The following is a 16,647-nucleotide window of genomic DNA, read 5'->3' on the forward strand; positions in this document are numbered from 1 at the left end:
CCAGCCTTTTCTCTGTGTCTCGGCCCTGCGTTGAGCGATTTTGTTTTTGCGTCAGAGCGCTATCGATGTGATCTTCAATTTGGAGTTTTTTTATAAGTTCCCGATATGCTTTCCGCAATACTGGTGCGGCTTGCAGACTGATTTCGGCCAGTAAGCCGCACCAGTATTGCGGGATCGATTCAGGGAATTCCTGGAGAATCCTGTTTGAACGCATTAGGTCGTTGCAGCTATCTCGTTACGGCTATTTCGTTACGGCTATTTCGTTGCAACTACCTTATTGCAGTTATATCGTGGTAATTCTGACTTCACTCAGAACCACACTATTACAGCGAACGGATAACCCGGCATGGGTTACCCGCCGCAACGACATCAGATGGTACATCCTGAGTAACGACACTGCCAGCGCCGATGACTGATCGTGCGCCGATACGGACTCCCGGTAGGATGACGCTATTGCCGCCTATCCAGCAATCGTCTCCTAGATGAATCGAGGCAACTAATTGTAATCCAGCGGCACGTTCAGCGGCATTAACGGGGTGTGTGGTGGTATATAAATGCACCGCAGGGCCGAGCAATACGCGGGCGCCGATATGAATCGCGGCGGCGTCCAGCATGACACAATGATGATTCGCAAAAAAATCCTCACCGAGGAAGATATTTTTCCCGTAATCACAATAAAAATCTGGTTCGATAAAGGCCGACGACACCGCCCCAAATAGCTGCTGAAACAAGGGTTGTCGTTGCTTCATTTGTTGCACCGGAATGGCATTGATCTGTCTGCAAAGCTGTTTTGCCTGTTTGCGCGCCGATAGATGCGATGGCAGTCGCGGGTTGAATGGTTCTAACGTCTTTGTCATCACAGCACGCGGTACGCCAGTCTATCCATCCGGGTCCGGCTCAGACGGCCAAGCAGACGCCGGACGGCGGGAGGGTAATCTACCGTTTTTTCTATCTCACTGTAATGAGCGATCGCCTTGGTATGCTGAAAAATACTGCGTAATTCCTCTTGTCTTTGCAAGGCTAATTCTTGCTCTGGATCCCGTATCAATAAAGCGTTTTCCAGATCGAGCCGGAAGGCGCGGGGATTCAGGTTGTTCCCGGTGACCAGCATGATTTGCTGGTCAATCCACATGCCTTTCAGGTGGTAGGTGTTGTCACCGTCTTTCCATAAATGCAGATGTAATTGTTTGCCTAGTTCGGCCTGATGTGCCTTAGCGAAACGGCGCAAATTGGTTTCATACAAATAGGGCAATGCGCCTATCACTTTAAAGCTTTGCTCTGGTGGAATGTAGAAATCATTTGCCGTTTTATCACCGACGATGATGTCGATGTTGACGCCGCGTTTTAGCGCACGGTTGATCTCACGGGTTACGGTGAGAGGGAAATTGAAGTAGGGCGTACAAATCGTAATTTGTTCCCGGCTAGCTGCCAGCAACTGGCAGATGACCCGATTTAACGGGTTATTTTTTCCGACTCCGACCAGCGGCGTTACCGTCAATTGCGGCACAGAAGATGTGTTTGAGGGCGTGTAAGCTACGGAGTAGCGGGCGCGCTTTAGTTGCTCCCTGAATTCGTGAATTTCGCGCCGGATACTGCGGGTTGAGGGGATCTGCGGCGTATCTAACTTATGTACCGCCGCTGCGGCCAGAATATGCTCGCGTATGAACTGCACCATGCTATCGGCAAGAATTTTATTCTGGATTAGCAGATAGCGGTCATGGCGGTATTTATCCAGTTTATGCAGATACACATTATTCAAACTCGCGCCGCTATAGATCACGACATCGTCAATCACAAAACCCTTGAGATGCAGGACGCCGAACAGCTCGCGCGTTTGCACCGGAACGCCGTAGATCGGGACGTCAGTGGAGTGAAGCAAGGCTTGATCCTGATACCAGCCCGCATTGCCTGCTTGTTTATTCGCTAGTCTTGCCTCGCCGATTAAGCCGCGTTGCGCTCTGTGCCAATCAACCAGCACGCGGATATCCAGCGCTGGACGCAGGGCTTTTGCCGCATGCAATGCTGCCAGAATTTCTGCACCGGCTTCATCATGCTGGAGATAAAGACTGCACAGATAAATGCGATGTCTGGCTCCTGCAATCTGCTCAAGAAGTTCTGTTCTATACGCCGCTGCGCTATGCAAGGTAGTGACCGAACTTGCTCTCAAAGGTATCAGCGGTAATTGATCCAGCGAATCACGTGAATTGAACAAGGCCATGTAAAGTTAAACACAAAATAGGGAAGGCATGATGGTAACACCGGAGTTTGTCAGAATGAGTTCAACTTCTTGCCAATTTGCCACATCCATGGAAAATCCCGGATAATCTTGGATTATGATTTAGCCCATCGTAATTTTCATTCTAATGACAAGGTAAAGCACATGAAGTGTAGTCTGAATAAAGCGGGTGTCGCACTCGCCCTGCTGGTCGCTTCTCTATCAAGCGGTGTGAGTAGCAGCGCTTATGCGCAGTTCCGCAATGCGCTACCTAACGCCACCAATGCGACCAACGCCACCAACGCCACCAATGCCGCCGATAGCCCGGTCATTGTGCCTGACGCACCGGAGCAGGTAACGGCATTGATCAAACACGACAGCCAGATTGGCAGTGGTGCTGAAGCGGTGTACGGTTCGCTGGTTGAGGTTCATTACACTGGCTGGCTGTATAAGCCGAAATCTCCCAGCTTGCGTGGCAGTAAATTTGACAGCTCACGTGACGCCGGACAAGTATTTCCTTTTCAGCTGGGCGCGCGCCAGGTCATCAAGGGCTGGGACATGGGCGTCATGGGAATGAAAGTCGGCGGTAAACGTACCCTGATCATCCCCAGTTATCTAGGCTACAGCACAACGGGCTCTGGCTCTATTCCGCCGAATGCGGCATTGATTTTTGATATTGAGTTATTGAGCGTGAAGTAATCAGGACGGTCTGAGGCTAACAACATCGGGCATAAAATACAGAGTAGTGGACTGATATTGGTTTATTTGTTGCGATCCGCAGGCTGGATGCGGCTTTCAGAGGCATTTCGTGCCACCAGGCGCATCTGGCCTGCGGGTTCAGTTTTTTTCGCTTTTAAAAGAAGAAATCTGAACCGGAAATAAAAATGAAGGCTCCGGCACTTTTTGCGATATTAACTGTCTAAGCGCTGGCCTCAAAAATAATGCTGTTCAAAAAAACAAGCAGGCTAACCGACCCGTAGTGGCAGACCATGCCCTGCCTCTGAATTTACTCATCGTATTTGAAAGTGTTTATGTCAGCTTTACGCCCCTTGTTGAAATCCATTTGTCTCGCCTTCCCGCTGTGCTTCGGCATGCTGCCATTCTCTGCTTTTGCCGACAGACTCAACGTTCAAGAGATGGATAAGGCCGATGCCGATGCTGCTAAACCGGGTTTTCGCGAAAATTACACCAAGTACGAATATCGCATCCCCATGCGCGATGGCGTAAAGTTGTTCACTGTCGTTTATGTTCCTAAAGATGCCAGCAAATCGTATCCCTTTCTGATGAATCGCACGCCGTACAGCGCGGGGGTGCACGATCAGGGAGAATTGCATTACGGTGTTGATTTTTATCCGACCTCTTTAGGGCCATCTAAAGACTTCGAGACGAGCGGTTATATTTTTGTGAATCAGGATGTGCGCGGGCGTTACATGTCCGAGGGGAAGTGGCAAGAGATGACGCCGCATCAAAAGGCAGTACGCTTAGCGGGTGAGGGTGTTGAGAGCCAGGATATGCATGACACGGTCGAGTGGCTGCTAAAAAATATCCCGGGCAATAATGGCAAGGTCGGCATCTGGGGCATCTCTTATCCGGGTTTCTATACGTCGGCCAGTGTGATTGATTCGCATCCTGCGATCAAGGCCGCATCGCCGCAGGCACCTGTAACGGATTTGTTTATGGGCGATGATTCGTACCATGGCGGTGCCTTTATGCTGGCAGCGAATTTTGGCTTCTACGCGAGTTTTACGAATGAACAAAATCCGACAAATCTGCCCAAGCGCTGGGAGCAATTCGAGTATGGAACTGAAAATGGCTATGACTACTTTTTATCGCATCTGACTTTAAAAAATATCACGAGTCAGCTCAGCGACAAACAGCGCGAATTGTTAATGCCAACGATCTTGCATACGACCTATGATGATTTTTGGAAGCCACTGAATATCGCTCCTCACCTCAAAAATATTCATGCGGCTATTTTGACAGTAGGCGGTTGGTATGACGCCGAAGATCCGCAAGGACCACTGACGACTTATCGCAGCATCAAGAAAAATAATAAAGACATTTTTAACGGCATCGTTATGGGCCCCTGGGCGCACGGTGGTTGGGGGCGCGCAGATGGCAAGAGCCTGGGTAACGTGAACTTTGATGTCAAAACAGGGGATTACTATCGTAAGAATATTGTCTTCCCTTTCTTTGAACAACATCTGAAAGGCGTATCCGGTAAAGCGATTCCAGAAGCGCAGGTATTTGAAACCGGTACCAACGTCTGGCGCAGCTATACAAGCTGGCCGCCACAACAGGCACAGGCACGCACGCTGTATCTTGGCGCAAACGGCCGCTTATCCTGGACTCAGCCGAAAGTGGATGGTGGCGATATAGCTTCCCAGTTTGACGAATATGTCAGCGATCCAAAAAAACCGGTTCCTTTCGTCGGCTACACAACCATCGGCGTACCGCAAGAATATCCGGTCGCTGACCAGCGTTTTGCCTCGACTCGTCCCGATGTACTGGTATATAAAACCGAACCGCTCGAAGAAGATGTCACGGTGCTTGGTGAGATTTCACCCCGACTCTTTGTCTCAACCTCGGGTACAGATGCGGACTGGGTAGTGAAGCTGATTGACGTTTATCCGAATGAGTATCCATCGGCTGCTGCGCCAAGGAACCGCGCTAATGACGTGCCGCCACCATCCGTGACCATGGCGGGTTATCAGCAACTGGTACGTGGTGAGCCGATGCGCGGCAAATTCCGCCAAAGTTTTGAGAAGCCGGTGCCCTTTGTTCCGGGACAAGTTGAGAGCCTGAACTACACAATGCCGGATATCAATCATACCTTCCGTCGCGGACACCGCATCATGTTGCAGATACAAAGTTCCTGGTTTCCTTTGGTCGATTTAAACCCACAAAAATTTATGGAAATTCCAGAAGCAAAACCTGAAGATTTTCAAAAGGCGACACAGCGGGTATATCATGCACCCGGACAGTTTTCCGGGATCGCCGTGCAGGTGTTACCGGGAACGAAGTAGTAACGAGATTGCGCTATAGCAGAGATCCTATTTTAAAAAATCAGAGAGACCCATACTATGAAAAAAATCATGCACCACAATGCTCAATTCCTGACGCTGCAACTACGTCGTAGTGTATTAGCCGTGTCCTTGTGCGTATCCGCGATGTCCGGCGCGCATGCTCAGACTGCTGCGACTAATAGCCTGGTATTGGAGGCGCAGACCATGGATAAAAAGATGGATCCTTGTACTAATTTTTTTGAGTATTCGAACGGTACCTGGCTGGCGAATAATGCGATTCCCTCAGACCGCGCACGTTACACTGCGTATGACGAAGTAACCGAACGCAATCTGCTGGCGTTGAAGGCACTCGCAGAAGCAGCGGCATCTGCAAAACTTGATAGCAAGGTAAAAAATCCAGTGACGCAACTGGTCGGTGCTTATTATCAGAGCGGCATGGACGAAGCACGGATCGAAGCCGAAGGTGCAAAGCCTCTGACCGCCGAATTAGCGCAGATTGATGCCATTTCAGATCGCACTCAATTACTGGCAGTCATCGCCAGGCACCATCAGATCGGTGTCGGATCACTGTTTAATTTTTATGTCGATCAGGATGCAAAAAACACTAAACGTTATATCCCGCAAATTGTTCAGGGCGGCCTGGGTTTGCCAGACCGTGATTATTATCTAAAGACAGATGCCAAAACGCTGGAGATACGCAAACAGTATCAGAAGCATGTAGAGCATACGTTCACGTTGCTTGGCGATAGCGCCGAGGTCGCGAAACAAAACGCCGCTGCGGTCTTGGCACTCGAAACACGACTTGCAAAAGCCTCAATGACCAAAGTCGCTCTGCGCGACCCGCAAGCGTCGTACCATTTGCTGACCTTACCCGGCTTGGCCAAAATTGATGCCAGCACTCAATGGGCCAACTATTTCAAAGATATCGGTCTCACCGAGCCAGCTGAATTCAATGTCGGTCAACCCAAGTTCATCGCCGAAGCAGGCCAGATGTTAAATGCGCTGCCACTACCGCAATGGAAAACCTATCTGCGCTGGCAACTGGTGAACGCTCGTTCTAAAGACTTGTCCTCCGCATTTGTGAACGCAAATTTTGATTTCTATGGCCGTACGCTGGCAGGAACCAAAGAATTGCAACCGCGCTGGAAACGTGTCCTGAGCACGCTGGATGTGAATGTCGGCGAAGCCTTGGGCGAGTTATATGTGGCACAGTTCTTCGGCCCTGAAGCGAAAGCAGGCGTGCTGGAAATGGTCGATAACATCAAGCTGGCAATGCGTGACAGTATCAGCAAGCTTGAATGGATGTCGCCAGAGACCAAGAAGCAGGCTTATCGCAAGCTCGATACGATCGTCGTCAAGATTGGTTATCCCGATCAGTGGCGCGATTACAGTCAGCTGAAAGTCGACGCTACGTCTTACGCAAGCAATAACATGCGAGCTGCTGAGTTTGAATTTAAACGCAATCTCGCTAAATTAGGTAAGCCGATTGACCGTAATGAGTGGGGCATGACACCGCAAACGGTGAACGCGTATTACAACCCGACCATGAATGAAATGGTTTTTCCGGCAGGCATCTTGCAACCGCCTCTCTACCATGTCAAAGCAGATCTGGCAGCGAATTACGGCAATACCGGTGCGACGATCGGGCATGAGCTGACCCATGCGTTTGATGATGAAGGCCGTCAATACGATGCCGATGGTAATTTAAAAAGCTGGTGGACCAAGGCTGATGAAAAGGCTTTTCTGAAGCGTGTCGTCGGCATTGAAAAGCAATTCGATGAATTTAATCCTATCGACAAACTGCATATCAATGGCAAGCTCACCGCCGGTGAAAATATTGCCGATCTGGGTGGCGACAAGATCGCGTTGCAAGCATTACGCAATGCGCTGAAAGTCAAACCGCAGGCAGCAGAAATTGATGGCCTGACACCGGAACAGCGCTATTTTGTTGCGAACGCCCAAAGCTTCCGCGGCAAGATGCGTGATGAGAGCTTACGTTTACAAATCGCGACCAACCCTCACTCGCCGGAAAAATACCGCGTAATCGGACCGATTGCCAATATGCCCGAATTCGCCGACGCTTTTTCCTGCAGCGCGAGTAAGTCACCATTACGTCCAGAAGCCAAACGTGTAACGATCTGGTAATTGATTTTTATAGGTAGAACAGTGACACGCCAGTTCCTTTGAGCGGGCTGGCGTAGGCTGTTGAGTTGGAGATTGGTCTATCGAAGTTGAGTGGTGATTAAGCGTTTAAGTGTTTGGTAATCGCAATTTAGTGTTACGTAGACCAAACCACCCAACAATCACATCTTTTCCATCTCTTCAGGATCCAGTGCAATCACATGCGTTTGCGGCAATCCTTTTTCGTCGTGCCATTCGCGTACGACACATGCCTGACCGTATTCATCTACGTCGACGATTTTAAAAAAATTGCCGATCATTGATTCAAACAAGATGCGCTCATCGGCTGGAAAGTTGTTAATAAAATCCTGGCTCAGACTGACGATGCGTACGATGTCGCCGATTGCAACGGCTTGGTTTTTGCAATCATGCAGGTTGGGATTGCTCATGAGAATTCCTGTTAGTTATTTTTATTGCGACAGCAATTCTGATGTGTTTAGCGCGTCAGAATCTGTGTATTTAAATGCGTGATCCGCAAGCGGCACGCGCCTTTTGGCACGAAAACGGCCTGAGAGGCGCATATTGCTTGCGGATTATAATCCGGACTTCTAATAATTCCTGGTTCGACGCATCGCGATGTAGCGAGTGCCAGTCAAGGATTGATTAGAAGTCGCGATATGAGCTGCGGTATAGCGGGTACCTAAAGACAGGTACTAAGCTTCTGCAATACGCTTCGCAATATGTGCCAGAGCCTCTTCTACCTGATCGATCAGAATCAGGCATAAGTCGCCTTCGCCCAGACGTGCCATTGCTGTATCAATCGCTAAAAATTCGCCATTAATTTCATCGATGACTGTGGTGCGGTTGGCGTTTGCTAAACCTGCGCGCAGCAAGGCGACGACTTCGCCATCGGCACGACCGCGCTGGCATTGATCCTGATACAGCACCACGTCGTCAAATGCATCACCTAGGATTTCTGTCTGTTGACGGATATCCTGATCACGACGGTCGCCGGCGCCGCTGATCACGACTGAGCGACGTTTGGCAGGCATGCTTTCTACCGCGCGAACCAAGGCTAAAATAGCATCCGGATTGTGGCCGTAATCGGCAATCAGTGTCGCACCACGATAATTGAACAAATTGAAGCGGCCTGGTGCATTGTCGCTTTCGTTCGCAAAAGTTTGTAGGCCTGCGTGAATCGCGTCCCAGCCAATGTTCACACCCCAGGCGGCAGCGACGGAGGCCATGACGTTTTCGACCTGAAATCCGATGCTGCCATTGCGCGTAATCGGAATATTGGCGAGGGGGATTTCGTGACGTTTTTTACCTTCGACTGCAACTATATTAGTGCCTTCCATATAGACTACACGGTGACCTTGGGCACGATGTGTTGCGACAATAGGGTGCTGCCCATCGGCTGCGAAGAAGGTGACTGAGCCATGACAGTTATTGACCATGCCTGCCACGATAGGGTCCGCTGCGTTCAATACGGCAACGCCATTATCGGCAACGTTTTGTACGATGACGCGTTTCAGAACTGCCAGATCTTCTACGGTAGTGATGTAGTTCAATCCGAGGTGGTCACCCGAGCCGATATTGGTAATCACAGCGACCTGACAGCGGTCGAATGCCAGACCTTCGCGCAACACACCGCCGCGTGCGGTCTCAAACACTGCAGCGTCAACGTCAGGATGCAGAAGAACATTGCGGGCACTGCGAGGGCCGCTGCAATCACCGCTGTCGATACGGCGGCCTTCGATATACACGCCGTCGGTATTGGTCATGCCAGTACGTAATCCGCTGGCAGTCAGCAGATGCGCGATCAGGCGCACGGTCGTAGTTTTGCCATTGGTGCCTGTAACGGCAACGATAGGAATGCGGCCGTCATTGCCGTCTTCAAACATCGACGACACAATCGCTTCGCCGACCGCGCGGCCTTTGCCAAAAGATGGTGATAGATGCATGCGCAGTCCCGGCGCTGCGTTGACTTCAACGATGCCACCGTTCTGCTCTTCAATCGGTTTGAGTACGCTGTCGCAGACCAGATCAACACCGCAAATATCCAGGCCGACCATTTGTGCGGCAACTACCGCACGAGCCGCGACTTCCGGATGCACATCATCTGTGACGTCGGTAGCAGCGCCGCCGGTGGAGAGGTTCGCGTTATTACGCAAAATGACGCGCTGACCTTTGGCCGGGACGGAATCTGCGACCAGGTCCTGTTTTGCCAGACTCGCCAGAGCGATGTCATCAAAACGGATTTTTGTCAGCGAGGTTGCATGACCTGTGCCGCGACGCGGATCTTTGTTGACCTGTTCTACGAGTTCGCGCACGGAGTGCACACCATCGCCGACTACTTGTGGCGGATCGCGGCGAGCAGCGGCGATGAGTTTGTTACCGACGACCAGCAGGCGGAAATCATTGCCGGGTAAATAGCGCTCAACCAGTATATCGTCCCGGAATTCTGCGGCAGCGTGATAGCCAGCTTCCAGCTGTTCACGTGTGGTGACATTGACGGTGACGCCTTTACCTTGATTGCCATCTTTTGGTTTGACCACGACAGGCAGGCCAATTTCGCAGGCGACTTTCCATGCGTCATCAATATCGAGAACGGTACGGCCAAGCGGTACGGGCACGCCCGCAGCGTCTAGCAGTTTTTTGGTCAGTTCTTTGTCTTGTGCAATGGCTTCGGCGATCGCGCTGGTGCCGTCCATTTCGGCGGCTTGAATTTTGCGCTGACGACTACCCCAGCCAAACATGACCAGGCTGCCTTCGGTGAGACGACGGTAAGGGATATTCCGGTCTACTGCCGCTTGTACGATGGAGCCGGTAGACGGTCCGAGCCTGACGTCTTCATCAAGTTCCCTGAGCTGAAACAGGGCAGCGGCGAGATCAAATGCCGTGTCGCTGATAGCGCTCTGAACTAAATTCTCTGCCAGTTCGAGAGCCAGACGACCGACGGCTTCTTCCGAATATTCCACCACGACCTGGAACGTGCCTGCTTCCAAGGTCTGCGTGGTGCGGCTGAATGTGACCGGGCAGCCCGCTTGTGCTTGCAAACCAAGTGCCGCTAATTCCAGCACATGCGCCATAGGAATAGGTTCCTTATGACCAGTTGGTTGCAGGGGGCTTATTTCCGGGAAGCGGGCACGCAAGCGTACTTCGAATCCATTCATGTCGCCTACTGAGAGCTCTGTATTGCTACAACTGACAATCGCTTCAACAGCGGTGTGATGGCTCCAGAGATTGGGGCCGCGTAGCGCTCGTATGCGTGATACTTCCATAAACCTTCATCCTATCTTGATGGCTTTGCCAATGGTTTGTCTGCCGGGTAATCAATTTTGTCCGCTATGTCTGCGCAGTATTTGCGTTAGTTGATATCGCCGGATTGACTACCTTTATTTCTTGTCTGAGTTCGTCTGAATCTCGTTTATATCTTGCCCGTCGCTTCTTCAGCATTTGTTCGATTTCTGCTCGGCTCCGGACTTTTTTCTACAGTAATTTTCTACATTAATACGGAGATTTTTTTGGGCTTGAATCAAATGTTCTCAAGCCGGCAACGATAAAATCAGGTGAAATATCCAATGCCCAAGCGGCGGCAACGGCGGCCATGATGACTTCTGGTTGTGCGGCTTTGCTTGGTTTTAATGTCGACAAAGCGAGTATTGCTGTTTCTTCCACGCCGGTTGCCAGAATAATTTGCCCGTCGCGCAAGAATACAGCCCGCTCATTACTAGCACGATGCTGAACAATCGCGTCTAGCTCTGGATTGAGTCCGTAGAAAATCACTTTACCATCGCAGAGTTCGGCCAGTTCAACTACTTGCGGCTGTGCTGCGTTCAGGACGGCGACGCCGTCAGGCAATACGACATCGACCTGTGTGCGCATGACTTTGAACATCTGATCTGCGGCATCGATATAGAATTCACCGAGATCCGCATGTCCGTCCATGTCGGTCACAACCGCAACCTGACATTTGTCGTAGGCTAGGCCTTCGCTCAGTATCATGTTGGCGTTTGTTTCAAATACTGCAGCTTCGACAGAACGGTTCAACAACAGGCGCTGACTCGCCTCCCATTGCGTGCAATCGGTTTTGACAACTTGGCGCTGATCCAGGAACAGGCCTTGATTGCAGGCGACACCGGTATGCTTGCCAGTCACATGAATCAGACTGGCGATCAGGCGCGCGATCAGACTGGTGCCTTGTGTTTTTGAACCAGCGACACCGATGACCGGGATGCGGCCGCTTTCTTCTTCTGCAAACAGGTGCGCAATAATGGCCGTACCGACAGGGCGTGGTTTGCCTTCAGCAGGTTTAAGATGTGCCAGCAAACCGGGGCTGGCATTGACTTCAATGATGGCACCGCGTTGTTCTTCCAGCGGCCGGGAAATATCCTCGGCAACCAGATCAATACCCGCAATATCCAAACCGACAACGCGGGCAGCTAAGGCCGCTGCTTCAGCGACGGAGGGGTGCACATCGTCTGTGACGTCGAAGGCGACATTGCCGTTAGGCTGTATCAAGACTTTTTGTCCAGCTAAGGGGATGGAATATGCGGTAAAGCCCTGACGCTCCAGTTCCAGAATAATTTCGGCCCCTTTTTCTGGTGCCAGAGCATTCAGCGGAGAGTCTTCATTCGTGCCGCGACGTGGATCGGTGTTGATCTGATCGTCGACCAGTTTGATGATATTGGAACTGCCATCACCAGTTACCCATAAGGCTTCGCCTTTTGCGGCGGCAACCAGGCGTTTTCCGACGACTAATAAGCGATGTTCGTTACCCGTAACGAAGCGCTCAACAATGACGCTCTTGCTATCGCCTTTGCGTGCTGCCAGATGATAGGCTGCATGCACATCCGCTTCTGTCATCAGGTTCAGCGAGACGCCACGGCCATGATTGCCGTCATAGGGTTTCACTACTACTGGTACGCCAATGTCTTCGGCTGCTTCCCAGGCTTCTTCGGCACTTTTGACCAGATTGCCCTCAGGCACCGGTACGCCACAGGATTGTAGTAAGGATTTCGTTAAATCTTTGTCGCTGGCGATGCTCTCGGCAATCGCACTGGTGCGGTCAGTTTCTGCCGTCCAGATACGGCGCTGTGCAGCGCCATAACCTAGCTGTACCAGATTGCCCTCAGTTAAACGGATGGATGGTATTTTGCGATCGGTCGCTGCATCAACAATATGTGCGGTTGACGGACCCAGGCAGAGCGAATCCACCATATCACGCAGCTCGACCAGCTTCGCTTCCAGATCGAAAGGCGTATCTTTAATCGCTGCCATTAACAAGTCACGGGCAACCGCAAGAGCGGCTTTACCAACCTGTTCCTGCCGGGTGCGGAACGCCATTTTATACACGCCAGTCTCAGAAGTAGAGCGTGTCTGGCCGAAGCCGGTACGCATACCTGAGAGATTTTGCAATTCAAGAACGACGTGCTCCAGAATGTGTCCGGCCCAGGTACCTTCTTTCAGACGTTCCAGAAAGCCACCACGTTTGGCCTCACTGCAACGATGCTCCACCAGACCTGGCAACCAAGCAGTCAGTCGTTCATACAGGCCGGGGAGGGTATTCGAGGGAAAATCTTCCAGCGTTCCTATATCTAGCCAGGCTTCGATCACAGGGCGATAAGTCCAGATATTAGGTCCGCGTAAATGGGTCACACGGAGAAATTCTATGTCTTTCTTCTTCGTTGTCATGTATTTAATTTCTTGATAGCAGAACGTTTTTTTCGTTCTTAAATCTCTCAGAGGCTTGCACTTGCGACTGAAACTTATATTGAATGAATCCAGATCATGACATCTTAGCTGGCTTTGCTTACTTCTCCAGCGAACTTGTCGCTACGGCTACCCGTATGGGTAATTAATATCAGTAATTGAATATCAATAATATATCAGGAGCTATTTTAGCGAATCTGCATTTTAACGTTGAATAACGCTGAATCAATGCATATCGATTCAATGTAAGGTCGTTCGGTTCAAGCTCCTAAGTGAGTTTTTTCGGGGTGGATCAGGTTTGTTATAGACCAATTTCGCCATTACAGAGAACGCTTGCTGGTATACTTGTGCCAATTTTTCGCACTATCGTGTCAATTTTTGCATCTTCTTGGTCAGGTTTTTGTCCGAAATTTTTGTTTCGATAGAATACCGTAAATTAATGCTCTAGTGATATGTTGGATGAGCGAGTCTCATCGTGAAAAGCATCTAATTGCCTTTATTGATGCGCTATTGATGAATTTTTAGCATCCGGCTTTAACACAACTCGGTAACAACAAGAGCATTCTGTTCTTTGAGAGTATGGAATAGATACAGAATTGTGTGGATATCGCATTACTCTGCAAACCAAGATCAACAATGATGATCTAAACGATTTATTTTTTATACCCATTTCTTGCCATAAATCCGGGCCAGTCAAACGATGACAACACAACAATTAAGCGCTGATCCGCAAGTCGAACATTCACTTGCTCAATTATCGGGCCACTGGCGCTCAGAGATCCGGCAGCAACTTTCCACAGACGAGAACGTTTTAAGTGCCGTTGAGGTTGACCTTGATGCACGATTGCATTTTGTAAAAGGCTTATTAGTCGTGACCAGTCAGCGCCTGCTGGCACGCGCTCCCGGTGAAACGACATGGCAGGCCTGGCCTTACCAGAAAGGATTGAAACTCCAGCATCATGATCACGCTGGCGTCGGTCATTTAGAATTATTCAATGATAGCGGACGACTGGCGAGCTGGTGCTTCACTCTCGGACAAAATTTGCTGATGATCCGTCTGATGGATCAATTTAAAGAGCAGTTGCACAGTCAGGTCACCGGAATGCCGGTAGAAAAAGCCGAGCAAAATATTTGCCCGACCTGCAAAGCGCCATTAGAACCGGATCAGGACGAGTGTCCGATCTGCACTAAAGTGATTTACACACCGCCATCGACCTGGACTTTATTCCGCCTGTGGCGTTTTGCGCATCCGTATCGCTGGCAATTGCTGGCCGGTTTTAGCCTGATGTTGCTTGGTACCGGCGCGCATATGATTCCGCGTTATCTGACCAAGCCGCTGACGGATGAGGTGCTGATTCCATATCAAAACGGGCAGCATGTCGATCCCCATCTGGTGAGCTTGTACATTGGCGGTTTATTGGGCTCTGCCGTGCTCGCCTGGCTATTGAGCTGGGGGAAAACCTATATTCTGGCGCTGGTTTCTGAGCGTATCGGTGCCGACCTGCGCACCACTACCTATCAGCATTTACTGAAATTATCTCTGGAATATTTTGGCGGTAAACGTACCGGCGATCTGATGTCGCGTATCGGTAGTGAAAGTGACCGGATTTGCGTGTACCTGTCTTTGCATTTACTTGACTTTGCAACAGACGTTTTGATGTTCGTGATGACGGTAGTCGCTTTATTGCAAATCAATACCAAGCTCGCTCTGGTGACTCTGTTGCCATTGCCAATTATTGCGTGGATGATTCATCTGGTGCGCGACAAGCTACGTACCGGCTTTGAAAAAATTGACCGTGTCTGGGGCGAGGTCACAAATGTGCTGGCTGATACGATTCCCGGCATCCGTGTAGTCAAAGCCTTTGCACAGGAAAAACGCGAAGCTGTGCGTTTTCGTGAGGCGAACAAACACAATCTGGCTGTCAACGACAAGTTGAATAAAGTCTGGTCCCTTTTTTCTCCGACTGTTTCTTTCTTAACTGATCTCGGCATTCTGGTGGTCTGGGCGTTTGGTATCTGGCAGGTATCGCATAACGAGATTACGGTCGGTGCGCTGGTTGCGGCGGTGGCGTTTATCAGTAATTTTTATGGCCGTATTGACTCCATGAGTCGTATCGTCTCTGTTACGCAAAAATCGGCGTCTGCGGCCAAACGTATTTTCGATATTCTCGATCACGTGTCCAGCGTGCCTGATCCTCATCAACCCGTCAAAGTGAACGAAGTCAAAGGTCAGATTGACTTACGTGAAGTCGGTTTTCGTTATGGCAACCGTGCTGTCAATCGCGGTATTAATTTATCCATCAAGCCGGGTGAAATGATCGGCCTGGTAGGACATAGCGGTTCAGGTAAGAGCACTCTGGTGAACCTGATCTGCCGTTTTTACGATGTATCAGAGGGAGCGATCCTGCTTGATGGCGTAGATATCCGTTCGTTTGCGGTATCCGATTATCGTCAGAACATTGGTTTGGTATTGCAGGAGCCTTTCTTGTTCTTTGGCACGATTGCCGACAATATCGCGTATGGCAAGCCAGATGCGACACGTGAGGACATCGTCGCCGCAGCGCGTGCTGCTCATGCGCATGAATTTATTCTGCGTTTGCCGCAAGGGTATGACTCAATGGTGGGCGAGCGCGGGCAAGGACTTTCTGGCGGTGAGCGTCAGCGTATCTCGATTGCACGTGCTTTATTGATTGATCCGCGGATCCTGATCATGGATGAGGCAACATCTTCAGTCGACTCAGAGACAGAAAAAGAGATTCAGAAAGCACTCGATAACCTGGTGAAAGGCCGCACCACGATTGCGATTGCGCATCGCCTGTCGACATTGCATAAAGCTGACAGACTCGTCGTGCTGGACCGGGGTGTAGTGGTCGAAGTGGGCAGTCACGATGATCTGATGGCAAGCGAGGGTGCTTATTTCCGTCTGTATCAAGCACAGGCACGTAATGCAAATCTCGGTGGAGGAGAATAAGATGAACGATCAATTTCAACTCAGCCGTAACAGCTTCGGCCATCTGGTATTAATTGCCGCCAGCGGCGAGATGCATGACCATGTCAGCCCCGTGCGTGCTTTTCCTATCCAGACGCCGGATGAAGGTATCTCCATGGTCTTGCAAGATGGACGGGAAGTTGCCTGGATTGCGAAACTCAATGAGTTGCCGGAGTCAGTACGCGTTTTGGTGAATGAAGAGCTGGAGGGACGTGAATTTATGCCGGAGATCCAGCAGATTCTCAGTGTCACCAGCTACGCCACGCCCTGTACCTGGAATGTTAAAACTGACCGTGGTGACACAGCGTTTGTGCTCAAGGGCGAGGAGGATATTCGTCGCATAGGCAGAAACTCTTTACTGATTGCCGATAATCACGGCATTCATTTTTTAGTACGGGATATGTTTGAGATAGACAAGCACAGCAGAAAAATACTGGATCGCTTTTTGTAAATTTATCAGTAACCAATTCAATAGCCTCAGTGAGAATTTTATTTTCATTGAGGCTAAATTATTTATGGAGTGGTAAATTCAATATCTGCAATGTGTTTTATGCGCTTCTATGCGCTCCTATGTGTTTCTA

The 16,647-nt window shown here is 50.2% G+C and carries 10 protein-coding genes; 5 read left to right on the plus strand and 5 right to left on the minus strand.

All coding sequences use genetic code 11. From position 1 onward, the window contains the following. Positions 1 to 323: 323 nt before the first annotated feature. Together ACO0K3_RS00625 and pssA are read right to left on the minus strand one after the other, a co-directional pair. A complete protein-coding gene (locus ACO0K3_RS00625) occupies positions 324 to 857 on the minus strand; it encodes a sugar O-acetyltransferase (RefSeq protein WP_422980965.1) in 534 nt (177 codons plus the stop codon). Beyond that, positions 857 to 2,218: a CDP-diacylglycerol--serine O-phosphatidyltransferase gene (pssA, locus tag ACO0K3_RS00630; protein WP_422980967.1), complete on the minus strand. Its 1,362-nt coding sequence runs from the start codon at positions 2,216 to 2,218 to the stop codon at positions 857 to 859. The genes ACO0K3_RS00625 and pssA overlap by 1 nt, the downstream gene beginning before the upstream one ends. Before the next feature lie 162 nt (positions 2,219 to 2,380). Between pssA and ACO0K3_RS00635 the strand changes: the two genes are divergently transcribed. The 3 genes from ACO0K3_RS00635 (at position 2,381) to ACO0K3_RS00645 (ending at position 7,386) form a co-directional block, all read left to right on the plus strand. Beyond that, entirely contained in the window at positions 2,381 to 2,914 is a 534-nt protein-coding gene (locus tag ACO0K3_RS00635; RefSeq protein WP_422980969.1) for an FKBP-type peptidyl-prolyl cis-trans isomerase, read from the plus strand. 332 nt (positions 2,915 to 3,246) lie between these two features. Then, a complete protein-coding gene (locus tag ACO0K3_RS00640) occupies positions 3,247 to 5,241 on the plus strand; it encodes a CocE/NonD family hydrolase (protein ID WP_422980971.1) in 1,995 nt (664 codons plus the stop codon). Positions 5,242 to 5,298: 57 nt separating this feature from the next. Beyond that, complete coding sequence (locus ACO0K3_RS00645) at positions 5,299 to 7,386, plus strand: M13 family metallopeptidase (RefSeq protein ID WP_422980973.1); 2,088 nt, start codon at positions 5,299 to 5,301, stop codon at positions 7,384 to 7,386. 158 nt (positions 7,387 to 7,544) lie between these two features. On the opposite strand, the gene ACO0K3_RS00650 is transcribed toward ACO0K3_RS00645, so the two are convergent. From ACO0K3_RS00650 to cphA (ACO0K3_RS00660), 3 genes are all read right to left on the minus strand, one after another. Further along, positions 7,545 to 7,811: a hypothetical protein gene (locus tag ACO0K3_RS00650; RefSeq protein WP_422956420.1), complete on the minus strand. Its 267-nt coding sequence runs from the start codon at positions 7,809 to 7,811 to the stop codon at positions 7,545 to 7,547. A 264-nt stretch (positions 7,812 to 8,075) separates the two neighbouring features. Continuing rightward, positions 8,076 to 10,646 (minus strand): cyanophycin synthetase, encoded by a 2,571-nt coding sequence (gene cphA, locus ACO0K3_RS00655; RefSeq protein WP_422980975.1) that lies wholly within the window; start codon positions 10,644 to 10,646, stop codon positions 8,076 to 8,078. Positions 10,647 to 10,872: 226 nt separating this feature from the next. Then, positions 10,873 to 13,059: a cyanophycin synthetase gene (gene cphA / locus ACO0K3_RS00660; RefSeq protein WP_422980977.1), complete on the minus strand. Its 2,187-nt coding sequence runs from the start codon at positions 13,057 to 13,059 to the stop codon at positions 10,873 to 10,875. A gap of 718 nt (positions 13,060 to 13,777) precedes the next feature. Between cphA (ACO0K3_RS00660) and ACO0K3_RS00665 the strand changes: the two genes are divergently transcribed. After that, positions 13,778 to 16,048, plus strand: coding sequence for an ABC transporter ATP-binding protein (locus ACO0K3_RS00665; RefSeq protein ID WP_422980979.1), 2,271 nt, complete (start codon positions 13,778 to 13,780; stop codon positions 16,046 to 16,048). Position 16,049: 1 nt separating this feature from the next. Next, complete coding sequence (locus ACO0K3_RS00670; RefSeq protein WP_422980981.1) at positions 16,050 to 16,517, plus strand: DUF1854 domain-containing protein; 468 nt, start codon at positions 16,050 to 16,052, stop codon at positions 16,515 to 16,517. Positions 16,518 to 16,647: the final 130 nt, after the last annotated feature.

The organism is Undibacterium sp. Rencai35W, assembly GCF_049340185.1.
Lineage (GTDB): Bacteria > Pseudomonadota > Gammaproteobacteria > Burkholderiales > Burkholderiaceae_D > Undibacterium.

What these genes read in the sequence shown, in the direction of transcription:
- ACO0K3_RS00625 (WP_422980965.1), bottom strand. Translation starts at nt 857, where the DNA reads ATGACAAAGACGTTAGAACCATTCAACCCGCGACTGCCATCGCATCTA.
- pssA (WP_422980967.1), bottom strand. Translation starts at nt 2,218, where the DNA reads ATGGCCTTGTTCAATTCACGTGATTCGCTGGATCAATTACCGCTGATA.
- ACO0K3_RS00635 (WP_422980969.1), top strand. Translation starts at nt 2,381, where the DNA reads ATGAAGTGTAGTCTGAATAAAGCGGGTGTCGCACTCGCCCTGCTGGTC.
- ACO0K3_RS00640 (WP_422980971.1), top strand. Translation starts at nt 3,247, where the DNA reads ATGTCAGCTTTACGCCCCTTGTTGAAATCCATTTGTCTCGCCTTCCCG.
- ACO0K3_RS00645 (WP_422980973.1), top strand. Translation starts at nt 5,299, where the DNA reads ATGAAAAAAATCATGCACCACAATGCTCAATTCCTGACGCTGCAACTA.
- ACO0K3_RS00650 (WP_422956420.1), bottom strand. Translation starts at nt 7,811, where the DNA reads ATGAGCAATCCCAACCTGCATGATTGCAAAAACCAAGCCGTTGCAATC.
- cphA (WP_422980975.1), bottom strand. Translation starts at nt 10,646, where the DNA reads ATGGAAGTATCACGCATACGAGCGCTACGCGGCCCCAATCTCTGGAGC.
- cphA (WP_422980977.1), bottom strand. Translation starts at nt 13,059, where the DNA reads ATGACAACGAAGAAGAAAGACATAGAATTTCTCCGTGTGACCCATTTA.
- ACO0K3_RS00665 (WP_422980979.1), top strand. Translation starts at nt 13,778, where the DNA reads ATGACAACACAACAATTAAGCGCTGATCCGCAAGTCGAACATTCACTT.
- ACO0K3_RS00670 (WP_422980981.1), top strand. Translation starts at nt 16,050, where the DNA reads ATGAACGATCAATTTCAACTCAGCCGTAACAGCTTCGGCCATCTGGTA.